This window comes from Ralstonia sp. 24A2 (assembly GCF_051783885.1).
Lineage (GTDB): Bacteria > Pseudomonadota > Gammaproteobacteria > Burkholderiales > Burkholderiaceae > Ralstonia.
In genome coordinates, this window is sequence record NZ_JBPVZD010000002.1 from 821066 (window position 1) to 842461 (window position 21396).

The window sequence follows — 21396 nt, forward strand, 5'->3', positions numbered from 1 at the left end:
TGTTGCGGCGCATTCATCGCATCAATCAATTCCGGCGGAGGGCGGTATGCGTCCAGCGAAGTGGGGTGGCACAGTAGGGTGTCTGACCGTGGCGATAGCGACGTTGAGCGGCTGTGCGAAGCAGGACACCAACACCTATCAAGGCTATGTGGAGGGCGAGTTCGTCTACGTCGCCTCGCCTGTGGGCGGACGACTCGACCATCTGGGCGTGCAGCGCGGGCAGACCGTCAGCGCGGGCGCACCGCTGTTTGTCCTTGAGTCTGTTGACGAAACTGCAGCGCGCCAGCAAGCCGCTGCGCAACTGCAATCGGCTGAGGCCCAACTGGCCGACCTGAATCTCGGCAAGCGCGTGCCGGAAGTGGATGCCGTGCGCGCGCAACTTGCACAGGCAGCGGCGGCCGACAAGCTCTCCGCCATCCAGCTTGCACGTGACGAGGCGCAGTTCCGTGCGGGCGGCATCCCGCAGGCTCAGCTCGACGCCAGCCGCTCCACCGCGCAGACCAACGCACAGCGCGTGCGTGAGCTGACCAACCAGCTGCGCATTGCGCAGCTGCCTGCGCGCAATGACCAGATTCGCGCGCAGGCCGCTCAGGTGGAAGCGGCACGCGCGTCGGTAGCGCAAGCGCAATGGCGGCTCGACCAGAAGGCGCAGAAGGCCACACAGGGTGGCCTCGTGTTCGATACGCTCTATCGCGAAGGCGAGTGGGTCGGCGCCGGCAGCCCGGTCGTCCGCATGCTGCCGCCCGCCAACGTGAAGGTGCGCTTCTTCGTGCCAGAGGGCATGGTCGGCAAGCTCAAGCCAGGTCGGGCCACGCGCATCCATTGCGACGGCTGCGCGGCCGACGTGAACGCCACCGTGACCTACGTCGCCAACGAGGCGGAGTACACGCCGCCCGTGATCTACAGCAATGCCACGCGCGAGAAGCTCGTTTACATGGTGGAGGCGCGCGCCACCGCGGCCGACGGTCCCAAGCTGCGTCCGGGTCAACCCGTTGAGGTGACGCTGCAATGACCACCCCGGGCAACCACAGTGGCAATGGTGCGGGCATCGCGGAATACGCCATCGACGTGCGCGGCCTGAACAAGCACTTTGGCGACAAGCACGTCGTGAAAGACCTCTCCATGCAGGTCGCACGCGGCGAGATCTTCGGCTTTCTCGGGCCGAACGGCAGCGGCAAGACCACGTCGATCCGCATGATGTGCGGGCTGCTCACGCCCGACAGCGGCAGCGGAACGTGCCTCGGTTACGACATCCTCAAGCAGTCCGCCCAGATCAAGCGCCGCGTCGGCTACATGACGCAGCGCTTCTCGTACTGGGATGACCTGTCCATTCGCGAGAACCTCGACTTCGTGGCGCGCCTGTATGAGATGCCCAACCGGCGCGAGGCGGTGGACCACGCGCTGGAGACCCTGGGGCTCGCCTCGCGTGCCAAGCAGTTGGCGGGCGCGTTGTCAGGTGGCTGGAAGCAGCGGCTGGCGCTGGCGGCGTGCATGCTGCATCAGCCGGAGCTGCTGCTGCTCGACGAACCCACTGCCGGTGTCGACCCCAAGGCCCGCCGCGACTTCTGGGAAGAGTTGCATCGCCTGGCCGCGCAGGGCATCTCGGTGCTGGTCAGCACGCACTACATGGACGAGGCCGAGCGTTGCCACAAGCTCGCCTACATCGCATACGGCGAACTTCTGGCGCAAGGCACCGCGAGCGAGGTGATCGCCAGCCAGCGCTTGTCGACCTGGTCAGTGATGGGCGGCAACCTGGTGGAGCTGGGACGCAGGCTCGAAGGCCAACCCGGTGTGGACCAGACCGTCGCGTTCGGCTCCGTGCTGCATGTGACCGGTGCCGACGCGCAGGCACTGGAAACCACACTGCGCAGTCTTGCCGGTGAATCGGGCGTGCGCGTGGAGCCCATCGACACCGGTCTCGAGGACGTCTTCATCCACATGATGCGCGGCTCGTCCGACAACTACGGAGCGCAGCCATGAGCGTCACCATCAACGGCAACCGCTTCTCGTTCCAGCGCTGGTGGAGTGTGGTGCTCAAGGAGTTCCTGCAACTGCGGCGGGATCGCGTGACCTTCGCCATGATGATCGGCATCCCGATCATGCAGCTGTTCCTGTTCGGCTTTGCCATCAACGCGGATCCGAAGCACCTGTTGACCGGCGTGATTGCGGCAGACCAGAGCGAGTTCACGCGCAGCTTCCTGGCAGCCATGCGCAACTCCGATTATTTCGACGTGGCCACCACGCTGCCCGATGAAACCGCCGGGCGCGAGGCGCTGGCCAAGGGGCAACTGCAGTTCGTTGTCTCCATCCCGCCGGACTTCACGCGCAAGCTGGTGCGCGGCGAAAAGCCCTCGCTGCTGGTGGAGGCGGATGCGACTGACCCGGCCGCGACGGGGCTGGCGGTGGCCTCGCTTTCGCAACTCGTGCAGGGTGTGGTCAGCAAGGACATGAAGGGCGCGCTGGCGCCGCTGGCCGGGGCGAATGCTGGCAGCAACATCGGCGCAGCACCGCCGTTCGACGTGCGCATCCACAAGCTCTACAACCCGGAAGGCATCACGCAGTACAACATCATCCCCGGCCTGATGGGCACCATCCTGACCATGACCATGGTGATGATGACCGGCCTGGCCATGACGCGTGAACGCGAGCGCGGCACCATGGAAAACCTGCTCGCCACGCCGGTGCATCCGCTGGAGGTGATGACCGGCAAGATCGTGCCCTACATCTTCATCGGGCTGGTGCAGGTGACCATCATCCTGTTGATGGCGTACTTCGTCTTCCAGGTGCCATTTGTCGGCAGTGTGTGGATGGTCTACGTGTCGGCGCTGCTGTTTATCGTGGCGAGCCTGACGGTGGGGATCACGCTGTCGTCGCTCGCGCAGAACCAGTTGCAGGCGACGCAGCTCACGTTCTTCTACTTCCTGCCGAACATCCTGCTCTCGGGGTTCATGTTTCCTTTTGTGGGCATGCCGAAGTGGGCGCAGGTGATTGGCAACCTGCTGCCGATGACGTACTTCAATCGGCTCACGCGCGGCATTTTGCTCAAGGGTAATGGGTGGTTTGAGCTGTGGCCGAGCATCTGGCCGTTGATGGTGTTTACGGTGGTGGTGCTGGGGATTGCGCTGCGGTTCTATCGCAAGACGCTGGATTGAGGTGGGACCATGCGAGAGTTTTTTTGCTGTGATGGTGATGGCGCTGGTGGTTCATCCCCTGTTTCGTCCCCTGCCGGGGCCGACTTACTTTCTTTGTCTTGCCAAAGAAAGGTAAGCAAAGAAAGGCGCGCCCGAGATGGCGACTTCCCCTTGAATTTTTGTAACCGGGCGGAGATGGGGAAAACTCGCTGCGCTCAGACAGTTCCCCATCTTTTTTCCGCCCGCTTACAAAAATTCAAGGCGCCATCAAGGGCAGGGAACGGCCAAACCGTCTGGGGGTGTGCGTTGGCGTTTTGTCGAGCTTTGATGGGCCGTCGGCGGGCTTTTGGTGTTCTGGTTGTTACCGCATTGGCGATGAGTGGCTGCGCTGTCGGCCCCGATTTCAAGACGCCGGCCGCGCCTGCGGCGCCGGGCTATTCCGCGCAACCCGTGGCGCGCGAGACCGTATCTGCGCCGATTGCGGGTGGCGAAGCCCAGCATTTGGTCGACGCCAACGTGCCGGCGGATTGGTGGCACCTGTTCCAGTCGCCGGCGCTTGATGCTTTGGTGGATGAAGCATTGCGCGCGAGCCCATCCGTTGCACAGGCAGAAGCGCGCTTGCGCCAGGCGCAGGCCGAGGCCGAAGCGCAGTTCGGCTATGCGCTGCCCTCGGTGGATGGCACTGTGTCTGCGGTGCGCCAGCAGATCAATCCGGAGGCATTTGGCTTCAACACGCCCAAGCCGGGGCCGTTCACGTTGTACTCGGCATCGCTGTCAGTGTCGTATGCGTTGGACATCTTCGGTGGTGTGCGCCGGGCGCTGGAAGCGTCGCGCGCAGAAGTCGACACCCAACGCTGTGAGCTGGAGGCGGCGCGGCTTTCGCTGGCCGGCAATGTGGTGACGTCGGTGGTGCGCATCGCTTCGCTCGACGCGCAGCTTGCGACCACGCAGCGGCTGGTGGCGGAGCAGCGCAAACAGCTCGACATCACAGAGCGTCGCCTGAGCGCTGGGGGCGTGGCCAAGGTCGACGCGCTTTCGCAGCGCACGCTGGTCGCGCAGACAGAGGCCACGCTGCCACCGCTCGCGCAACAGGCTGCGCAGATGCGGCATCGGTTGTCGGTGCTGCTCGGTCGTGAGCCGGGGGCTGGGCTGCCGGACCTGCCCACGCTCGATGCCTTGCACTTGCCCGATCCGCTGCCAGTGTCATTGCCGTCCACCCTGGCGCAGCGCCGGCCCGACATTCGCGCAGCAGAGGCGATATGGCACGAAGCCAGCGCCAACGTGGGCGTGGCCACGGCCAACCTGTTCCCGCGGATCACTCTCTCGGCGGGGCTGGGATCGGAGACGACGGGTTTCCGCAATGTGCTGGGTGCAGGCTCCAGCATCTGGAATCTGGGCGCCGGGCTCACGCAACCGATCTTCCATGGCGGCACGCTGCGCGCAAAGAAGCGCGAGGCTGAAGCGGCCTACGATGCTGCAGGCGCGGCGTACAAACAGACGGTGTTACAGGGCTTGCAAGAGGTGGCTGACGCGCTGCACGCCGTGCACAACGACGCGCAAGCGCTGCAGGCCAGGGCGCAGGCAACCGATCAGGCACAACAGACGTTGCACGCCGCCGAAGCCCGCCATGCCGCAGGCGGCATCAGCACACTCACGCTGCTGGACGCACAGCGTCAGGTCGATCAAGCAACGTTGCAACAGGTGCAGAGCCGCGCTGACCGCCTGCTGGACTCCGCCGCACTCATGCAGGCGCTTGGCGGCGGCTGGCAGTAGAGACAGGCTTTGTCGATAACACGGGCACACAGACGGTTTGGCCGTACCCTGCCCTAGATGGCGCCTTGAATTTGTGTAAGCGGGCGGAAAAAAGAAGGAGGCCTGTTTGAGCGAAGCGAGTTTGCCTCCTTCTCCGCCCGGTTGCAGAAATTCAAGGGGAAGTCGCCATCTCGGGCGCGCCTTTCTTTGCTTACTTTCTTTGGCAAGACAAAGAAAGTGAGTCAGCCCCGGCAGGGGATGAAACAAGGGATGCACCCACCCCGCCGGAGCACGGCGAAGAAAAACTCAGCCCGCAGCCCGCAGCAACCGCTGCTGATACGCCTGCAAATGCGCATACGCCACCCGCAGGAGCGAAACATCCACCCCCAGCCTGCGCCCCCGCTGCAGCATGTCGCCGACGATGTGATCGGCTTCCACACGCCCACCGTTCTCCAGGTCCCGCAGCATCGACGCCGTGAGCGTTGAGCCCGCCTGCGTCAGCACCTGCTGGCCGCGCTCACGCGCCTGCATACGGATCGGGTAACCCGACGCAGCCGACACCGCCTGGCACGCCGCAAACATTTCCTCATTGAGCGCACGGCCCTCATCCGTGGCAACGATCTCGCCCACATTGGCGCGCATCAGGCACGTCATCGACGCCAGCGAGGTGAGAAAGACAAATTTCTCCCACATGTCCTGCATCACGTTGTCGGCCAGTACCGAATCAAAACTGGCGGTGGCGAACACGTTGCGGATGGCCTCAGTGCGTTCGCGCGGGGCGTGCGGCGTGCGCTCGCCAAAGGTGATGGACTGCGGCGCTGGCCCTTGCCCGATGCCAAGGTGCAGCACGGCGCCGTCAGGTGCAGTGGTGGCGCTGATGTGGCACAGGCCGCCCAGCACGCGCGACTCACCGAAGGCCGCATCGAGCCGTTCCAGGTGCGCCAACCCATTGAGCACGGGCAGTACGACCGTACGCTCGCCCACGGTGGGCCGGACCGCGGCAATGGCGTCATCCAGGTCATAGGCCTTGCAGCTCAGCAAGATGAGATCGGCGTGGCCCCAGGCGTTGGCTTCGTCGGCGGTGATGATCTGCACAGGCAACTGCGCATCGCCCGCCGGGCTGCGGATCACCAGACCGTGCGCGCGCAAACGCTCCGCGCGGGCCGGGCGGACCAGAAAGGTCACATCTGCGCCGGCCTGGGCGAGCCGTCCGCCGAAATAGCCGCCGGTGCCGCCGGCGCCAAGTACCAGAATCCGCATTGCTGTCTCCATGTTGGGCAGGGGATGAAGCAAACGATTCTAGGCCGGTTCGCGCAAGCCTGCAGGCGGGGCCCCCGCAGGCTGCCAGGGCACGCTAAAATACTGATTTTCCTCACGATTTGACGCCCGTTCGGCCATTATTCAGCGCTGGCGGGGTCAGCATGCCATGACGTTTTCCAATAACTTCCACCGCCTCGAAACCCGCCTGCAGTCGGCGGTCGGTCGCGCCATCGGCGACTTCAAGATGATCGAGGACGGCGACACCATCCTCGTGTGCCTGTCCGGCGGCAAGGACTCGTACACGATGCTGTCGATCCTGATGGCGCTGCAAAAGCGCGCGCCCGTCAACTTCAAGCTGATCGCCATGAACCTCGATCAGAAGCAGCCCGGCTTTCCGGAAGACGTGCTGCCCACGTACCTGAAGAAGGTGGGCGTGGAATATGTGATCGTCGAGGCGGACACGTATTCGATCGTCAAGGAGAAGGTGCCCGAGGGCAAGACCACGTGTTCGCTGTGCTCGCGCCTGCGCCGTGGTGTGATCTACCGCACCGCCAAGGAGCTCGGCGCCAACAAGATCGCGCTGGGCCACCACCGCGACGACATCGTCAACACGTTCTTCCTGAACATGTTCTTCGGCGGCAAGATGAAGGCGATGCCGCCCAAGCTGGCCACCGACAACGGCGACCACATCGTCATCCGCCCGCTGGCGTACTGCGCTGAGAAGGACATCGCCTCCTACGCACGTGCGATGGAATTCCCGATCATTCCGTGCAACCTGTGCGGCTCGCAGGAGAACCTGCAGCGCAAGAAGGTCAAGGAGATGCTGCTGGAGTGGGAGCGCCAGACGCCGGGCCGTATCGACAACATCTTCGCGTCGCTGCAGAACGTGGTGCCGTCGCACCTGGCCGATACGGACCTGTTCGACTTCAACGGCCTCTCCACCGGCCTGGCGAAGATCGGCGAGGACTCGCTGTTCGGGCAGACGTCCTACGATCAGGCGCCGCTGGTGTTTGCCGGCTCGCACGACGACCGCATCGAGTTCGTTCGCTTCGAGCGCAATTCGGAGCGCAAGCCCGCCGACACGGCCGCCGCTGACGAAGCCGCTGCGAACTGATCGCGGCGTTCAGTTGTTCTGCGCCTGGGCGCCGCCGCCGGTCTCACCGTCGCGTATCAGGTCACGGACATCCTTGATCCAACCCTGCAGGCGCTCGCGCGCATGTTGTTTCTGGCGCGGCGTCGTCAGGTTGGCGATGGTCACGAGCATCGCGGTATCGGATTCGCGGCGCAGGCGCTGCTGGATGCCACGCTCGCCGGGGGCGCGCTGCCACTGGTCGGCATAGGCGGTGAGCCACTGCACGACGGTCGCTTCATCCGGGTGTTCCTCCTGCACGCGGGCAATCAGTGCCAGCCACGCCTGCTGGCGCGCGACGCGCTCCTCATACCGGGCCGGCGTGCTATCCACCAACGGGACGATGGCTGTACGAATGGCGTCCTCCTGCTCGGCGGAGAAACTGCCGTACATGAGGCGTGCATCTTCCATCACTTTCTTGAGACGGGCGCGCAGGCGCTCCTCGGCGTCGTCGCCCAGATAGCGGCGCTGGTATTTCTCGTTGCTTTCCGCCTGTTTCTTTTGCACATGTGCGAGCTGGGCGGGCGTGGTGCTCAGCAGCAGACGAGCGATGTCGGGCTTGGCCTGGTCAAAGGCAGCACGCCCGAACTGCTGGAACGTGTCTTGGTAAGCGCGCATTTGCTGCGCCGTCATAGGTTGCTGCAACTCGTCCTGCGCGTGCCGCAGGAGCGCCGCCACACGCGGCAACTGGTCTTGCCGGTGCCAGACAAAGAAGCGTGCGACGGCCTCGCGCGTGGGGCCGGCCTGGGCGTCCTGCAGGTCGAACTGGCCGTCGATCCACCAATAGGTCAGTCGCGCCCCCTGGCCGTAGCCCACTTTCATGGTGCTGCAGGCCTGTAGACACACCAAGGAGACGACCGCCGCCAGCACGACCACCCAGCGGACTAGTCGGCCTGGCAATGGCGCAATTGCAACAATTCGACCATTTGACGGGTTCAGTTGGGGGGTAGGCCCCATGCTAAAATTTTCCACCTGTGTCTTATACGCCGCAAATGCGCCCCATAGAAGGGTTTGCAGGCGGTCCAGCCAACTTGAGGGGAGGTGGCGGGCAGCAGGTTCCGGGTGGCCATGTGCGTGCTTGGGACACCGCCGCAGGCTATCGCTTCGAGTCACTCTAGGAACCTCCTTGTGAATATCGTCATCCTTGCCGCTGGCATGGGCAAACGCATGCGTTCCGCCCTGCCGAAAGTGCTGCACCCGCTAGCCGGCAAACCGTTGCTGGCACACGTGATCGAAACCGCGCGGTCCATGTCGCCGACACGCCTGGTCGTGGTGGTGGGCCACGGTGGCGAGCGCGTGCGTGAGATGGTCGGCGCGCCCGATGTCACCTTCGCGACGCAGGAGCAACAGCTCGGCACCGGCCACGCTGTCATGCAGGCAGTCGACCAGCTTGATGAGAGCGTACCTACCCTGGTGCTCTACGGCGACGTGCCGCTCACCCGTGCGGAAACGCTCAATGCGCTGGTTGGCGCCGCCGGCCAGGACCACCTGGGCGTGCTGACCGTACACCTGGATGACCCGACCGGCTACGGCCGCATCGTGCGTGATGCCGCCGGCCGCATCACCCGTATCGTCGAGCAGAAAGACGCCAACGAAACGCAGCTTGCCATTCACGAGGTCAACACCGGCATCCTGGTTTGCCCGACGGCCAAGCTCAAGACGTGGCTCGCTACGCTGTCCAACAACAACGCGCAGGGCGAGTACTACCTGACCGACGTGATCGAGCGCGCCGCTACCGATGGCGTGCCCATTACCTCCGCGCACCCGCTGGCCGAGTGGGAAACGCTGGGTGTGAACAGCAAGGTGCAACTGGCCGAGCTGGAACGCATTCACCAGCGCAACCTCGCGCAGCAACTGCTGGAAGACGGCGTCACGCTCGTCGACCCGGCGCGCATCGACGTTCGCGGCAAGCTGTCGTGCGGGCGCGATGTGGTGATCGACGTCAACTGCGTCTTTGAGGGCAACGTCACGCTGGGCGACGGTGTGCACATCGGCGCCAATGCGGTGATCCGTAACGCGGCCATCGACGCCGGCGCAGAGATTCTGCCGTTCTGCCACATCGAGCAGGCCAAGGTTGGCGCTGACTCGCGCATCGGCCCGTACGCGCGCCTGCGCCCGGGCACCGAGCTGGCCGAAGATGTGCACATCGGCAACTTTGTCGAGGTCAAGAACAGCCAGGTGGCCGCGCACAGCAAGGCCAACCACCTCGCCTATGTGGGCGATGCCACGGTGGGCTCGCGCGTGAATATCGGCGCAGGCACCATCACCTGCAACTACGACGGTGCGAACAAGTTCCGCACCATCATCGAAGACGATGCCTTCATCGGCTCCGATACACAGCTCGTGGCGCCGGTGCGCGTGGGCAAGGGCGCCACGCTGGGCGCCGGCACCACGCTGACCAAGGACGCGCCGGAAGGCAAGTTGACGGTCTCGCGTGCGCGCCAAGTCACCATTGACAGCTGGCAGCGTCCGGTCAAGCAGAAGAAGGAAGCCTGAAACGGCGTCAGATGCCCGCCTGCGCCGAACAGCGGATGCCGCTGCGGCGCACGAGCATCGATACTGAATGAGTACCGAGTGCGACGCACAACGACGCCGCGCTCAAACTGGAGAAATCAACATGTGCGGTATCGTCGGCGCGGTTTCCACGCGCAATATCGTTCCCGTCCTGATCGAAGGTCTGCGCCGCCTGGAATACCGCGGCTATGACTCCTGCGGCGTTGCCGTGCAGCGCGACGGCCAGCTCGAGCGTGCGCGCACCGTGTCGCGCGTGGCGGACCTCGACACCCAGGCGCAGACCAGCCACCTGGACGGCGCCATCGGCATCGCCCACACGCGCTGGGCCACGCACGGCAAGCCGGATACCGTCAACGCGCATCCGCACTTCTCGGGCGACACCATTGCTCTGGTGCACAACGGCATCATCGAGAACTACGAAGCGCTGCGCGAAGAGCTCAAGGCCGTCGGCTACGGTTTTGAATCGCAGACCGACACCGAGGTGGTCGCCCACCTGATCCACCAGGCCTATACATACCCGAGCAGCGCTACGCGCGGCAACCTGTTTGCCTCGGTGCGTGCGTCGGTCAAACGCCTGCATGGCGCCTACGCCATTGCTGTGTTCGCCCGCGACAACCCCGACGTGGTGGTGGGTGCGCGCGCCGGCTCGCCGCTGGTCGTGGCGCTGGGCGACGGTGAATCGTTCCTCGCCTCTGACGCGCTGGCCGTGGCCGGTACGGCCAGCCGCATGGCCTACCTGGAAGAGGGCGACGTGGTGGAGATCACCCGCGAGGGCTTCACCGTGGTGGACGTGCATGACAAGCCGGCCGAGCGCGAGGTCAAGGCGGTGGGTGGGTACGCTGCTGCCGTGGAACTCGGACCCTTCCGCCACTTCATGCAGAAGGAAATCTTCGAGCAGCCGCGCGCGCTGGGCGACACGATTGATGGCGTACTGGGCTTTGGCCCCGATCTGTTCGGCCCGAATGCGGCCGAGGTGCTGTCCAAGGTCGACAGCGTGCTGATCCTGGCGTGCGGCACGAGCTACTACTCGGGCTGCACCGCCAAGTACTGGCTGGAGTCGATCGCCAAGATCCCGACGCAGGTGGAAGTCGCCAGCGAATACCGCTATCGCGAGACGGTGCCCAACCCGAACGCGCTGGTCGTGGTGATCTCGCAATCGGGCGAGACCGCCGACACGCTGGCTGCGCTGCGCCACGCACGTGAGCTGGGCCACAAGCACACGCTAGCTATCTGCAACGTGGCGACCAGCGCCATGGTGCGCGAGACCGAGCTGAAATTCCTCACGCGTGCCGGCACCGAGATTGGCGTGGCCTCCACCAAGGCGTTCACCACGCAGCTGGCTGCCCTGTACATGCTGTCGCTGACGTTTGCCAAGCTGCGCGGCCATCTGAGCGACGCGCAGGAAGAAGACGCGCTGCGCCACCTGCGCCACCTCCCGTCTGCACTGAACGCGGTGCTGGCGCTGGAGCCGCAGATCATCGCGTGGTCGGAAGAGTTTGCCCGCCGCGAGAACGCGCTGTTCCTGGGCCGTGGCCTGCACTACCCGATCGCGCTGGAAGGCGCGCTCAAGCTCAAGGAAATCTCGTACATCCACGCCGAGGCCTACCCCGCCGGCGAACTCAAGCACGGCCCGCTGGCACTGGTGACCGATGAGATGCCGGTCGTGACGGTGGCCCCGAACGACGCGCTGCTCGAAAAGCTCAAGTCGAACATTCAGGAAGTGCGCGCGCGCGGCGGCAAGCTGTACGTGTTTGCCGACTCGGATACGCATATCCAGTCGAGCGACGGCATCCAGGTGATCCGCATGCCGGAGCACTACGGGCAGCTCTCGCCGATCCTGCATGTGGTGCCGCTGCAGTTGCTGGCGTATCACACGGCGTTGGCGCGCGGCACCGATGTGGACAAGCCGCGTAACCTCGCGAAGTCGGTGACGGTCGAGTAAGTGTTACCACTGCGGCAGATCGATTCTTACCCCGCCAAGTATCAGTACAAAGCCGCTGCTTACAGCGGCTTTTTTTATCTGCCAATGGCGCAAGGTAGTCAACTTGGTGTTTTGTGCGATTCAAGCTTGAACTCGTCAATTGCACGAAGCTCATGTAAGAGCATGCAAGGTTGCGCTGTGCGGGCAGCCATCACTGCTCGAACAACAAGGTTCTCGTAATTCATGTTCTTCGATACGCCCAATGACCTGCTGAAACCTATTCACAGCCTACTTAAAAGACCTTTTGCCTTCCAGGCTGGTGCAAGCATCGGCATACGGATGCAGTCACGTTTGCAGATCAGAGAGGACTTCGAGGATCTGCTCGCGTTGGGTTGCTTGTTCGACGAAGCGAACCAGGCATTGAAAGTGTCCATGGCTTCGCTTCGCCCTCGGTTGGAAGACGAGCTCGCTTCGCTCATTCCTATGGGGGCCGATCTAGATCCTGTGTGCCGCAGCGAGTTTTCGGGGGCAGCACCGCAAGTATTGGGTATGGATGGCGCACGCTACCTGAGTCATGTCAGCGTGCAATGTCAGCTTGAGCGTCTTTACGACCACTTCGAGTTGAAGCGCTCCGGTAGAACGAACCCGTTGGATGCCAGTGATTGTGCCGACGCTCTCAAGATACTGATGCTAAGTGATGCGCTAGCGCTCTCGCTAGCCGGTGTCGCTACAGTCAAGCGCAACAAAGAGCGATTCGATCTCATCGTTCGTGATCAAGCCACGCTGGATGTACTGAGGAATACGTGGTTCGCGCGTCTGGCCGATCAATCTAGCCACGCGACGACGATTGCTTTGACAGGAAAACTCGCTCGCGAAGGTGCCAGTCATCTTCGCGAGGTGGAAGTGCTGACCGAGCGCATCCTCGAACAAGATCTCTCCATATCTTGGCGCGAGTTGTCGACCGCAGGCCGAACGCTGCGCAGTGTCGAGCGGATTCATGCGGCTGCGGGTTTGGTGGCAGTGCTTACAGTACTCGGTGTTCGTGGTGAGTCGCTAAGGATGTCCGGACCCGAACTGAGCCGACACGGCCTTGACTTCAGTACGGTCGCTGAGCTGATTCGTCGGCAAGCCGGAGCCTTGGTGACCGATCAATTCATCACGCGGCGCGACGACCTGTTAAGTGTGAGAGTCGAGGGTGCCTCCAAAGGGTTGAGGCAGCTTTTTCGTTTGTTGGAGAGTGAATACGGCGAGCGCGAAGCGCTCCGTGCTCACGTCGGTGGTTTGTTCTATGAACAGACACACATCCGGCAGCGTATCGAGCTTGGTGAAGACTATCGGGAAAGGTATCGAATCTTCGATGGCTTCGATCGATACAAGGTCATCGATGGTGGTCCGAACGAGTGCGATGTCGAGTTCATCCTCCAGGACTTCGCGCAAGGGCACTACTACTTCATTCAAGTGAAACATGCGTTGCTAGGAGAGAGGGCCTTCTTCGACGCCATCATTGAGGCCCTTCAGAAAGACATTGGCAAGGGCCTTCATCAATTACGTGAGGCGAAGCGCTTGCTCGAAGATGGCCATCTCGGAGCGACTCTGGAGGCCAGGGGCATCACCGATGCGACGCCTGCCAACAGCAGCTTTGTCCTGCTTCACAACATCGCCCAGCTTGACTTCCAGCACTCGAAGGATGGCGTATCGCTATACGACTGGGCGACTTTCCGAAACCTGCTCAAGGACGCTGAGTGCTATGTCGGCCATTCGGATGGACGGCCCAAACGGGCCTGCTTACCCACGCCATTGATCGTCAATCATCCAACGTTGGTGATTCGCCGCTTACTCTCAGAGCATCCCGCGTATACGCAAATTCAAGCCGCCCCATGGGCGCAGGAGCGTGCCGCAACCAGCTATGAGATCTTGGGCAAGATGATTTGCGTTCGCGGATTGGGAATCTAACCGGTTGATCGGCTGGGTATTTCGCAGCTATCGGCGGAAGCATCTGCGGCCCCTCAATGCCTAGCCTCAGCGCAACAGCGACGTCACAACCCGATTCACGTTGATCTGCAACTGTGGCACCAGTGCGGATTGGCCTCATAAAACAGGCTGGAGCCCACATAGGCGGTGTTACCCGGCTGAAAATCGGCGCAGACGTACCGTGTTTAAAGCGCACACGACGGGTCGCGTGCCCGATATGCTGCCGTGGCGCCAAATCGGCATGGTAGGCGCGCTTTTCACCACATTTCGGGAGACCTCCGCGTGTTCTATTCCCTCAACAAGGTGCTACTGCTGGTCGTGTACGGCATTGCGCTGGGCAGCTATCTGACGGCGTTGCCGCTCTCGCCGGATGTGATTACCTGGGTGCGCATCGCGGCCCTGGTGTTGCTGGCCGCGCACGTGCTGGAGGTGGTGTTTTACTTCCGCAAGGTCGCGCTGCACAAAGGGCCGCTGTTCGACAGTGTGCTGCTGACGTTGCTGTTCGGCCTCCTGCACTGGAAGCCGATGGCGGATGCCGCCCGAAACGCACGCTGATCGATTCTCGCCCGCCTAGCCGCAACCGCCGCCGCGAGCTACTCTGTTCGAGTCATCCCCTCAGCGCTCCGGCTTTGTTGCGGCGCGACATTCATCATGGACAGAGCGGAGCGAACGGCGTTTGTCTTTGCCGGCGGCGGCAGCCTGGGCGCCATTGAGGCCGGCATGCTGCGCGAGCTGGTGGCTTCGGGCGTGATCCCCGACATGGTGATCGGCGCGTCGGCCGGCGCCATCAACGCGGCTTTCTTCGCATGCAACCCGCATGCGGCGGGTACTGCACAACTCGAAGCGCTCTGGCGCGGCGTGCGCCGTGCGGATGTGATGCCGTGGTCCTGGCGTGCCATGTTCGGCATGCTGGGCGGCAGGCGTGCGCATCTGGTCGATGCGTCTGGCTTGGCGCGGCTGCTGACGCGGCATTTCGCGCAGGCCATGCTGGAGGCGGCGGCGTTGCCGCTGCACGTGGTGGCCACCGACATGCAGACCGGCGCCGAGGTGGTGTTGTCTTCCGGCCAGATCGTGCAGGCCGTGCTGGCCAGCGCCGCTATTCCGGGGGTGTTTCCGCCAGTGCGCATGGGGGATCGCCTGCTCATCGACGGCGGTGTCGCCAACAACACGCCGATTTCCGCCGCCATCCGCCTGGGCGCCACACGCGTGGTTGTGCTGCCGGCCGGCTACGCGTGCGCAGACCGGCGTGCCCCGCGCAGCGCCATTGAGCACGCACTGAACGCGTTATCGCTGCTGGTGGCCCGTCAACTGGTGCAGGACCTGGAGCGCTGGTCTGGGCAGGTGCCAATCGCCGTGGTGCCGCCGCTGTGCCCGCTTGACGTGTCGCCGTATGACTATGCCCGCTGCGGCGAGCTGATCGATCGTGCCGCTGCTGCCACCGCCGCGTGGCTGGCCGCCGATGGCTTGGCTGGAACCGGCATTCCCGGCGCGCTGCGCGAGCACCACCACGACGAAGACCACCCGAGCTGCAGCGTCGACCCGCACGCCATGCCTACGGCGTGACGCTGTGGCCTGAGTGGGATTTTGCGTCTGGCGTTGAAACTGAATCTGTGTGGTGCGGCTGTTTCCGCGCACGTTGTGCGCCCATGATGCGCTCATCCAATTCAACCGGAAGCCCATCATGAAAGCCGTTGCCTACTACGAAAGCCTGCCCATCGATGCGCCCAACGCGCTCGTCGACCTGACCTTGCCCGACTCCACGCCCGGCCCGCACGACCTGCTGGTGGAGGTGCGCGCTGTCTCGGTCAACCCGGTCGATGTGAAGGTGCGAGCCGGCATGCCTCCGGTGGATGGCCAGTCGCGTGTCCTGGGCTGGGACGCGGCAGGCGTGGTGCGCGCCGTGGGCGCCGAGGTGTCGCTCTTCGAGCCCGGCGATGCAGTCTGGTACGCCGGTGCCCTGCAACGCGCCGGCACCAACAGCGAACTGCACGTGGTGGACGAGCGCATCGTCGGCAAGATGCCTGTCACGCTGGGGTTTGCGCAGGCGGCTGCGCTGCCGCTTACGGCCATCACCGCGTGGGAACTGCTGTTCAACCGATTGCAGGTGCCGCAGGCAGACACGCCCAGCGGCAAGACGCTGCTGATCGTGGGTGCAGCGGGCGGCGTGGGCTCGATTCTCGTGCAGCTTGCGCGCCGGCTGACCGGCCTGACCGTGATCGGCACTGCCTCACGCCCGGAGACGGCCGCCTGGGTGCGCGAGCTTGGCGCACATCATGTGATCAACCACACGCAGCCGCTGGCCGCCGAGCTGCGCCGCATCGGCGTGCCAGAGGTCGACTACGTGGCCAGCCTGAACCAGACCGAGCACCACTTCGAGCAGATTGTCGAAGCGCTCAAGCCGCAGGGGCGTCTCGCGTTGATCGACGATCCGACGCAGCTCGACGTGCGCAAGCTCAAGGCGAAGAGCGTGTCGCTGCACTGGGAGTTCATGTACACGCGTTCGATGTTCGCCACGGACGATCAGATTGAGCAACACCGCCTGCTCAACCGCGTGGCGGCCATGATCGACGATGGCACGTTGCGCTCGACCATGAGCGAGCATTTCGGCGTTATCAATGCGGCCAACCTCAAGCGCGCGCATGCCCTGCTCGAAAGCAATCAGGCGCGCGGCAAGATCGTGCTGGAAGGGTTCTGATGCGGAATCACGTGTCGGTCAGATAGCCCGCGATGCGCGCTTGCAGGAAATCGCGCAGCCGCATCAGCGTGGGTGACAGCGCCAGCCGATGCGTGCAGATCAGGTGCAGCGGTGCGGCCTCGCCTTGCCAGTCGGTGAGTGCGGCTTGCAGACGGCCCGCACGCAGATCGGCCAGCACATCCAGGCGGGATTTGTACGCAATGCCATGACCGGCAACGGCCCAGCGGCGCACCAGTTCGCCATCGTCGGCGATGCGGTTGCCGGTCACGCGCACGACCTGCGGTGTGTCGTCACCATGAAATGTCCACTGGTCGTGCGTGGTGTCGGACAGTGCCAGTAGCAGGCAGTTGTGGTGGCGCAGATCATCCGGCGTCTTGGGCACGCCGTGTCGCGCGAAGTACGCGGGCGCGGCGCACAGCACGCGGCGGTTGTCGGGCGCCAGGGGCAGCGCCACCAATGAGGAGTCCTCCGGCTCGCCGTAGCGCACCACGGCATCGACGCGCTGGCGGAACATATCGATCAACCGGTCACCAATGCGTACCTGCAGCGCCACCGCGGGGTGCTCGCCCAGGAAATCATCCAGCCAGCCGGCGAGCACGCTGCGCCCCAGGTCTGACGGGATGGACAGCGAGACATCGCCGCCGATGGCCTGACGCCCGAGCGCGAGTGAATCCTGCCCGGCCTGCAGATCGGCCAGCGCGCGCCGCGCATGCGTCAGGTAGCGCTCGCCTTCCTGCGTGAGCGCGAGGCTGCGTGTGGAGCGCGCCAGCAGCCGTACGCCAAGCTCGGCCTCCAGCCGTTTGACCGCTGCGCTGGCTACTGCGGGTGCAATGTTCAGCACGCGCGCCGCCGCCGACAGGCTGCCGTTGTCCACGGCCAGCACGAAGATGGTGAGGTCGTCGAGGCGGATCATCGTGGGTGGTATCGGTTGCGGGGGCCTAGGATGGGCGGCATCTTATCGAGCGCCTAGCTTGCGCGCACTGCGGCCCAATCCAGCCCGAACCGCGCGAGGTATTTACGCAACCGGTCGGCGTCATTCACCTTGGCCTTCTCGGTGCGCGACACGTCAAACAACCGGCGCCCGGCATCCGACAGTGATGCCGATTCCCGGCACGTGGCAACCACGTTCTCCAACTGCATGCGATCGAACAGGTCGAACGAGGCAATCTCGTCGCCGAGCAGGTCAGCAAGCGCGCCGGCGTCGCCCGCCGAATCAGGTTCGGCCCACGTGCGCTGCAGCCGCGCAATTTCATCGCCGACATCGGCTTCAGTGATGCGCCCGCCTTCGGCCAGCGTCGCCAGCCGTGTGATAGAGGCCGACAGCTCGCGGAAGTTGCCCGTCCAGCGTGCCTGCGGCGAGGTGACGAACTTCAGGTAGATGCGCCGCGCCTCGGTGTGGAAGCGCACCTGTTCGCCGTGCTCGCGGGCAAAGCGCGCCAGTTCGAAATCGAGGTTCGGCTCCAGGTCTTCCGGGCGATCGGCCAAGCCGGGCAGGTCGAAGGTCCACAGGTTAATCCGCGCGTATAAGTCTTCTCGGAATCGGCCTTCGGCCACCCACTGCCGCAGATCGCGCACGGTGCCGGCAATGAGCTGGAAATCGCTCTCGACCTCGCGGTCGCTGCCGAAGGGCAGGAAGCGTTTCTCTTCGATGGCCTTGAGCAGCATGGCTTGCTCATCGAGCCCCAGTTCACCGATTTCGTCCAGGAACAGCAGGCCGCCGTCTGCGCTGCGCAGCAGCCCTGCACGCTCGGTCTGCGCGCCGGTGAAGGCGCCTTTCACGTGGCCGAAGAGGGCGGACATGGCGCTGTCGCCGCGCAGCGTGGCGCAGTTCACCTCGACAAAGCGGCCGGCCAATTGATGGCGTGCCTTCTTCATCTCATACACGCGGCGCGCGAGGAACGACTTGCCCGCACCCGTCGGCCCGAACAGCAGCATCGGCGCCTTGGAGCGCGACGCCACGCGCTCGATCTGCTCGATCATCCGGTTGAACGCCGGGTTGCGCGTGGCAATGCCCGATTTGAGCAACGACACCGTGTCTTCACGCTCGCGCGCAAAACGCGTGGCGATCTTGTCGTAGCGCGAGAGATCCAGGTCGATGACGCTGTAGCTGCCGGCTGTGTTGCCGAGTTCCTTCTTGCGCGGTGGCGCTGTCTGGATCAGTTGCGCCGGCAGGTAGCGTGCCTCGGCCAGCAGGAACCAGCAGATCTGCGCGACGTGCGTGCCGGTGGTGATGTGGATGAGATAGTCCTCGGCCTCGGTGTCGAAGGCGTAGCTGCGTGTGAAGTCGTGCAGCGTGCTGTAGACCTCTTCAAAGTCCCAAGGGTCGCGCAGCGTGACTTCGACGCTGCGCACCTCGGTTTCGGGCGACACGGCGGCGATGTCGGCGCGCAGCCGCTCGAACAGGCCGCGGCTGCGCACGTCGTGCAGCAGCTCCAGCCGGTGGATGACGAGGTCGTCCTGCTGGCACAGACCGACGGTCGGCCGCCAGCGCTCCCAGCGCTGAGCGCCCTTGCCCACGTAGTCGAGCGTGGTACCGACGAAGCCGATGGCGACGGTTTTACGCATCCTGAGGTGTTATCTAAAAAGATAAATCAATATATCAATGGATCGCGTTTTCAGGAAGTTTGACGTGCCTACATCTGCGTTGGTGCTCCATAAGATCAATGAAATCAATGGGATAGGTCGATCGATCCACGGGCGGGTGTGACCTGGCACACCCATTGCGATAGAGGGTGTATCCGACTAACCAGGAGCGCACCATGATCAGCGGTAAACAGAAGCGCGCCGTCATCATGGCGCGACGCCAGGAACGGCGAGCGCAGGCGCGGATTGCCGCGCTACGGCAGGACAGTGTGATCGCACCGGTGCCCTGCGGCACGGTGCCCGTTGAGCCAAGCCTGCTCGCGCCCTACAACAGTTACGGCGATCCGCGCTTTGTCCGACGGGGCTACTACTCGGACGAACTGTTCGTCTGCCGGGATTGCGGAAGCCAGCAGGTATGGACGGCCGAGCAGCAGAAATGGTGGTATGAAATCGCCCACGGTTATGTCCACTCGACGGCGATCCGATGCCTCGCATGTCGACATGCGCGCCGCGCTGGACAGACGAGCAGCAGCAAGAAGAACAACGACAACAACATTGGATTGAAAGCATCATGAGTACCTACAACACCCTCCACGTCGAAGACGGCGCCGACATCAAGCTGTGGACCAACGGCGTGCCGGTGGAAGACGACGCCCGCAAGCAGCTGATGAACACGGCCAAGATGCCGTTCATCTTCAAGCACCTGGCGGTGATGCCGGACGTGCACCTGGGTAAGGGTTCGACCATCGGCAGCGTGATCCCGACCGAGGGCGCGATCATTCCGGCCGCCGTGGGCGTGGATATCGGCTGCGGAATGATGGCTGCGCGCACGACGTTGACGGCCGCCGACCTGCCGGACAACCTGCACGGCCTGCGTAGCGCCATCGAGGCAGCGGTGCCGCACGGCCGTACGCAAGGCCCGCGCGACAAGGGCGCATGGAACACGCCGCCGGAAACGGTCGATGCGATGTGGGGCGAGTTGGTTGATGGCTTCAAGCGCATCACCGACAAGTACCCGAAGCTGAACAAGACGAACAACCACAAGCACCTGGGAACGCTGGGTACGGGTAACCACTTCATCGAGGTCTGCCTGGATGAAGAGCAACGCGTCTGGTTCATGCTGCACTCGGGTTCGCGCGGGGTGGGTAACGCCATCGGCAACCTGTTCATTGAACTGGCGCAGGCCGATATGCGCCAGCACATCGCCAACCTTCCGGACCGCGACCTCGCGTACTTTGAAGAAGGCAGCCAGCACTTTGACGACTACGTTGAAGCCGTGGGCTGGGCGCAAGACTACGCGCGCCGCAACCGCGCCACGATGATGCAGAACGTGATCGCGGCTGCGCGCAAGGTCATCACCAAGCCGTTCGCGGCGGACGTGGAAGCGGTGAACTGTCACCACAACTACGTGCAGCGCGAAACCCACTTCGGGCGCGACGTGCTGGTGACGCGCAAGGGCGCGGTGTCAGCGCAGAAGGGGCAGCTCGGGATCATTCCGGGTTCGATGGGGGCGAAGAGCTTCATCGTGCGCGGGCTCGGTAACGAAGAGGCCTTCTGCTCGTGCAGCCATGGTGCGGGCCGTACCATGAGCCGCACGCAGGCCAAGAAGCGTTTCACGGTCGATGACCAGATTCGCGCCACGGCCCACGTGGAATGCCGCAAGGACGCCGACGTGATCGACGAGATCCCGATGGCGTACAAGGACATCGATCACGTGATGGCCGCGCAGGCGGAACTGGTGGAGATCGTGCACACGCTTCGCCAGGTGGTGTGTGTGAAGGGGTGAGGGGATTGGCGATGCTGGAAAGTTTGGAGAACACCAGAAGTGATGAACTACGCCGGCAATTGCAGCAGGCCGGCTGCGTTTTTGATTTCGTGCTTTACCGCGTGACGGAACAGCCTGCGCCAGGTGAAGACGGGCATCGCCAAGTATTGGTCCATCTGTTTGAAGACATTGATCGAAAGGCGCGTCAGCATCGAGCCGATGTGATTGCGCAGCATCCGCGCTATGCCTCATACCAGTGGCCTGAGTTGAAGACCAACGTGATGGAGGCACGCTCACGGGTGCTAAGCGCGAGTGATGTTTGCGCATTGACGCAGCCAGATGGCGCGTTGGAGCGAGCCTTCTTGGATCCGCCTTACACCACGAAGCTTGATGCGGCGGACTTTCAAATGTGGCTGACGATACTGCGCATGTTCCCGGACGAGCAGGTTGAAGTTCTGGATTGGGTTGGTGATCCCTGGAACGATCCGGCCCGCAGCAGTTGGAGCAGCTACTTTGATGATGGGAAGGAGTGGTGGGGCGTTTGGTGTCTGACGCTGTACAACCCACGGAGGCGCACGCTGTGTGCGTTGGCAGCGAGTGCTACCGACTGAGATTGAATAGCGTTTTTCCTGTTCCGCATGGCATTCCGCTATTGCGCTATTGATTGCAAGAACC

General features: G+C 63.7%; 18 protein-coding genes. 14 read left to right on the plus strand and 4 right to left on the minus strand.

Annotated features, from left to right (window positions below; translation table 11 throughout):
- Positions 1–46 precede the first annotated feature (46 nt).
- The 4 genes from ACS13N_RS08660 to ACS13N_RS08675 all read left to right on the plus strand — a co-directional run bounded on the left by ACS13N_RS08660 (position 47) and on the right by ACS13N_RS08675 (position 4904).
- Complete coding sequence (locus ACS13N_RS08660; protein WP_438931277.1) at positions 47–1012, plus strand: HlyD family secretion protein; 966 nt, start codon at positions 47–49, stop codon at positions 1010–1012.
- Positions 1009–1980: an ABC transporter ATP-binding protein gene (locus tag ACS13N_RS08665; RefSeq protein WP_438931278.1), complete on the plus strand. Its 972-nt coding sequence runs from the start codon at positions 1009–1011 to the stop codon at positions 1978–1980. Before ACS13N_RS08660 ends, ACS13N_RS08665 begins: the two co-directional genes overlap by 4 nt.
- Positions 1977–3152 (plus strand): ABC transporter permease, encoded by a 1176-nt coding sequence (locus ACS13N_RS08670; protein ID WP_438931279.1) that lies wholly within the window; start codon positions 1977–1979, stop codon positions 3150–3152. The genes ACS13N_RS08665 and ACS13N_RS08670 overlap by 4 nt, the downstream gene beginning before the upstream one ends.
- A 306-nt stretch (positions 3153–3458) precedes the next feature.
- Positions 3459–4904, plus strand: a complete 1446-nt coding sequence (locus ACS13N_RS08675; RefSeq protein ID WP_438931280.1) for an efflux transporter outer membrane subunit — start codon at positions 3459–3461, stop codon at positions 4902–4904.
- Between the two features lie 285 nt (positions 4905–5189).
- Here the strand turns inward: ACS13N_RS08675 and panE are convergent, their stop codons facing one another.
- Complete coding sequence (gene panE, locus ACS13N_RS08680) at positions 5190–6143, minus strand: 2-dehydropantoate 2-reductase (RefSeq protein ID WP_438931281.1); 954 nt, start codon at positions 6141–6143, stop codon at positions 5190–5192.
- A 166-nt stretch (positions 6144–6309) separates the two neighbouring features.
- On the opposite strand from panE, the gene ttcA reads away from it, so the two are divergent.
- Complete coding sequence (gene ttcA / locus ACS13N_RS08685; RefSeq protein WP_438931282.1) at positions 6310–7257, plus strand: tRNA 2-thiocytidine(32) synthetase TtcA; 948 nt, start codon at positions 6310–6312, stop codon at positions 7255–7257.
- Positions 7258–7266: 9 nt separating this feature from the next.
- On the opposite strand, the gene ACS13N_RS08690 is transcribed toward ttcA, so the two are convergent.
- Positions 7267–8094 carry a DUF6279 family lipoprotein gene (locus ACS13N_RS08690; protein WP_438931283.1) on the minus strand — a complete coding sequence of 276 codons (828 nt, stop codon included), beginning with the start codon at positions 8092–8094 and terminating at the stop codon, positions 7267–7269.
- 306 nt (positions 8095–8400) lie between these two features.
- Between ACS13N_RS08690 and glmU the strand changes: the two genes are divergently transcribed.
- From glmU to ACS13N_RS08720, 6 genes are all read left to right on the plus strand, one after another.
- Entirely contained in the window at positions 8401–9768 is a 1368-nt protein-coding gene (glmU, locus tag ACS13N_RS08695; protein WP_438931284.1) for a bifunctional UDP-N-acetylglucosamine diphosphorylase/glucosamine-1-phosphate N-acetyltransferase GlmU, read from the plus strand.
- A gap of 121 nt (positions 9769–9889) precedes the next feature.
- A complete protein-coding gene (gene glmS, locus ACS13N_RS08700; protein WP_438931285.1) occupies positions 9890–11728 on the plus strand; it encodes a glutamine--fructose-6-phosphate transaminase (isomerizing) in 1839 nt (612 codons plus the stop codon).
- A gap of 222 nt (positions 11729–11950) precedes the next feature.
- Entirely contained in the window at positions 11951–13660 is a 1710-nt protein-coding gene (locus ACS13N_RS08705; protein ID WP_438931286.1) for a hypothetical protein, read from the plus strand.
- Between the two features lie 300 nt (positions 13661–13960).
- Positions 13961–14233: a hypothetical protein gene (locus ACS13N_RS08710; protein WP_438931287.1), complete on the plus strand. Its 273-nt coding sequence runs from the start codon at positions 13961–13963 to the stop codon at positions 14231–14233.
- A 96-nt stretch (positions 14234–14329) separates the two neighbouring features.
- Positions 14330–15241 carry a patatin-like phospholipase family protein gene (locus ACS13N_RS08715; protein WP_438931288.1) on the plus strand — a complete coding sequence of 304 codons (912 nt, stop codon included), beginning with the start codon at positions 14330–14332 and terminating at the stop codon, positions 15239–15241.
- A 118-nt stretch (positions 15242–15359) separates the two neighbouring features.
- Entirely contained in the window at positions 15360–16373 is a 1014-nt protein-coding gene (locus tag ACS13N_RS08720) for a zinc-binding alcohol dehydrogenase family protein (protein WP_438931289.1), read from the plus strand.
- Between the two features lie 7 nt (positions 16374–16380).
- On the opposite strand, the gene ACS13N_RS08725 is transcribed toward ACS13N_RS08720, so the two are convergent.
- Both ACS13N_RS08725 and rtcR read right to left on the minus strand, forming a co-directional pair.
- Complete coding sequence (locus ACS13N_RS08725) at positions 16381–17286, minus strand: LysR family transcriptional regulator (protein WP_438931290.1); 906 nt, start codon at positions 17284–17286, stop codon at positions 16381–16383.
- A gap of 53 nt (positions 17287–17339) precedes the next feature.
- The gene (gene rtcR, locus ACS13N_RS08730) at positions 17340–18938 is read right to left on the minus strand and encodes an RNA repair transcriptional activator RtcR (RefSeq protein ID WP_438931291.1); all 1599 of its coding nucleotides are present in this window, start codon (positions 18936–18938) and stop codon (positions 17340–17342) included.
- 194 nt (positions 18939–19132) lie between these two features.
- On the opposite strand from rtcR, the gene ACS13N_RS08735 reads away from it, so the two are divergent.
- From ACS13N_RS08735 to ACS13N_RS08745, 3 genes are read left to right on the plus strand one after another with little or no spacing between them, the layout of a single operon-like run.
- Positions 19133–19531 (plus strand): zinc-ribbon domain-containing protein, encoded by a 399-nt coding sequence (locus ACS13N_RS08735; RefSeq protein ID WP_438931292.1) that lies wholly within the window; start codon positions 19133–19135, stop codon positions 19529–19531.
- A complete protein-coding gene (locus ACS13N_RS08740; protein ID WP_438931293.1) occupies positions 19528–20742 on the plus strand; it encodes an RtcB family protein in 1215 nt (404 codons plus the stop codon). The genes ACS13N_RS08735 and ACS13N_RS08740 overlap by 4 nt, the downstream gene beginning before the upstream one ends.
- A gap of 5 nt (positions 20743–20747) precedes the next feature.
- A complete protein-coding gene (locus ACS13N_RS08745) occupies positions 20748–21332 on the plus strand; it encodes a hypothetical protein (protein WP_438931294.1) in 585 nt (194 codons plus the stop codon).
- Positions 21333–21396: the final 64 nt, after the last annotated feature.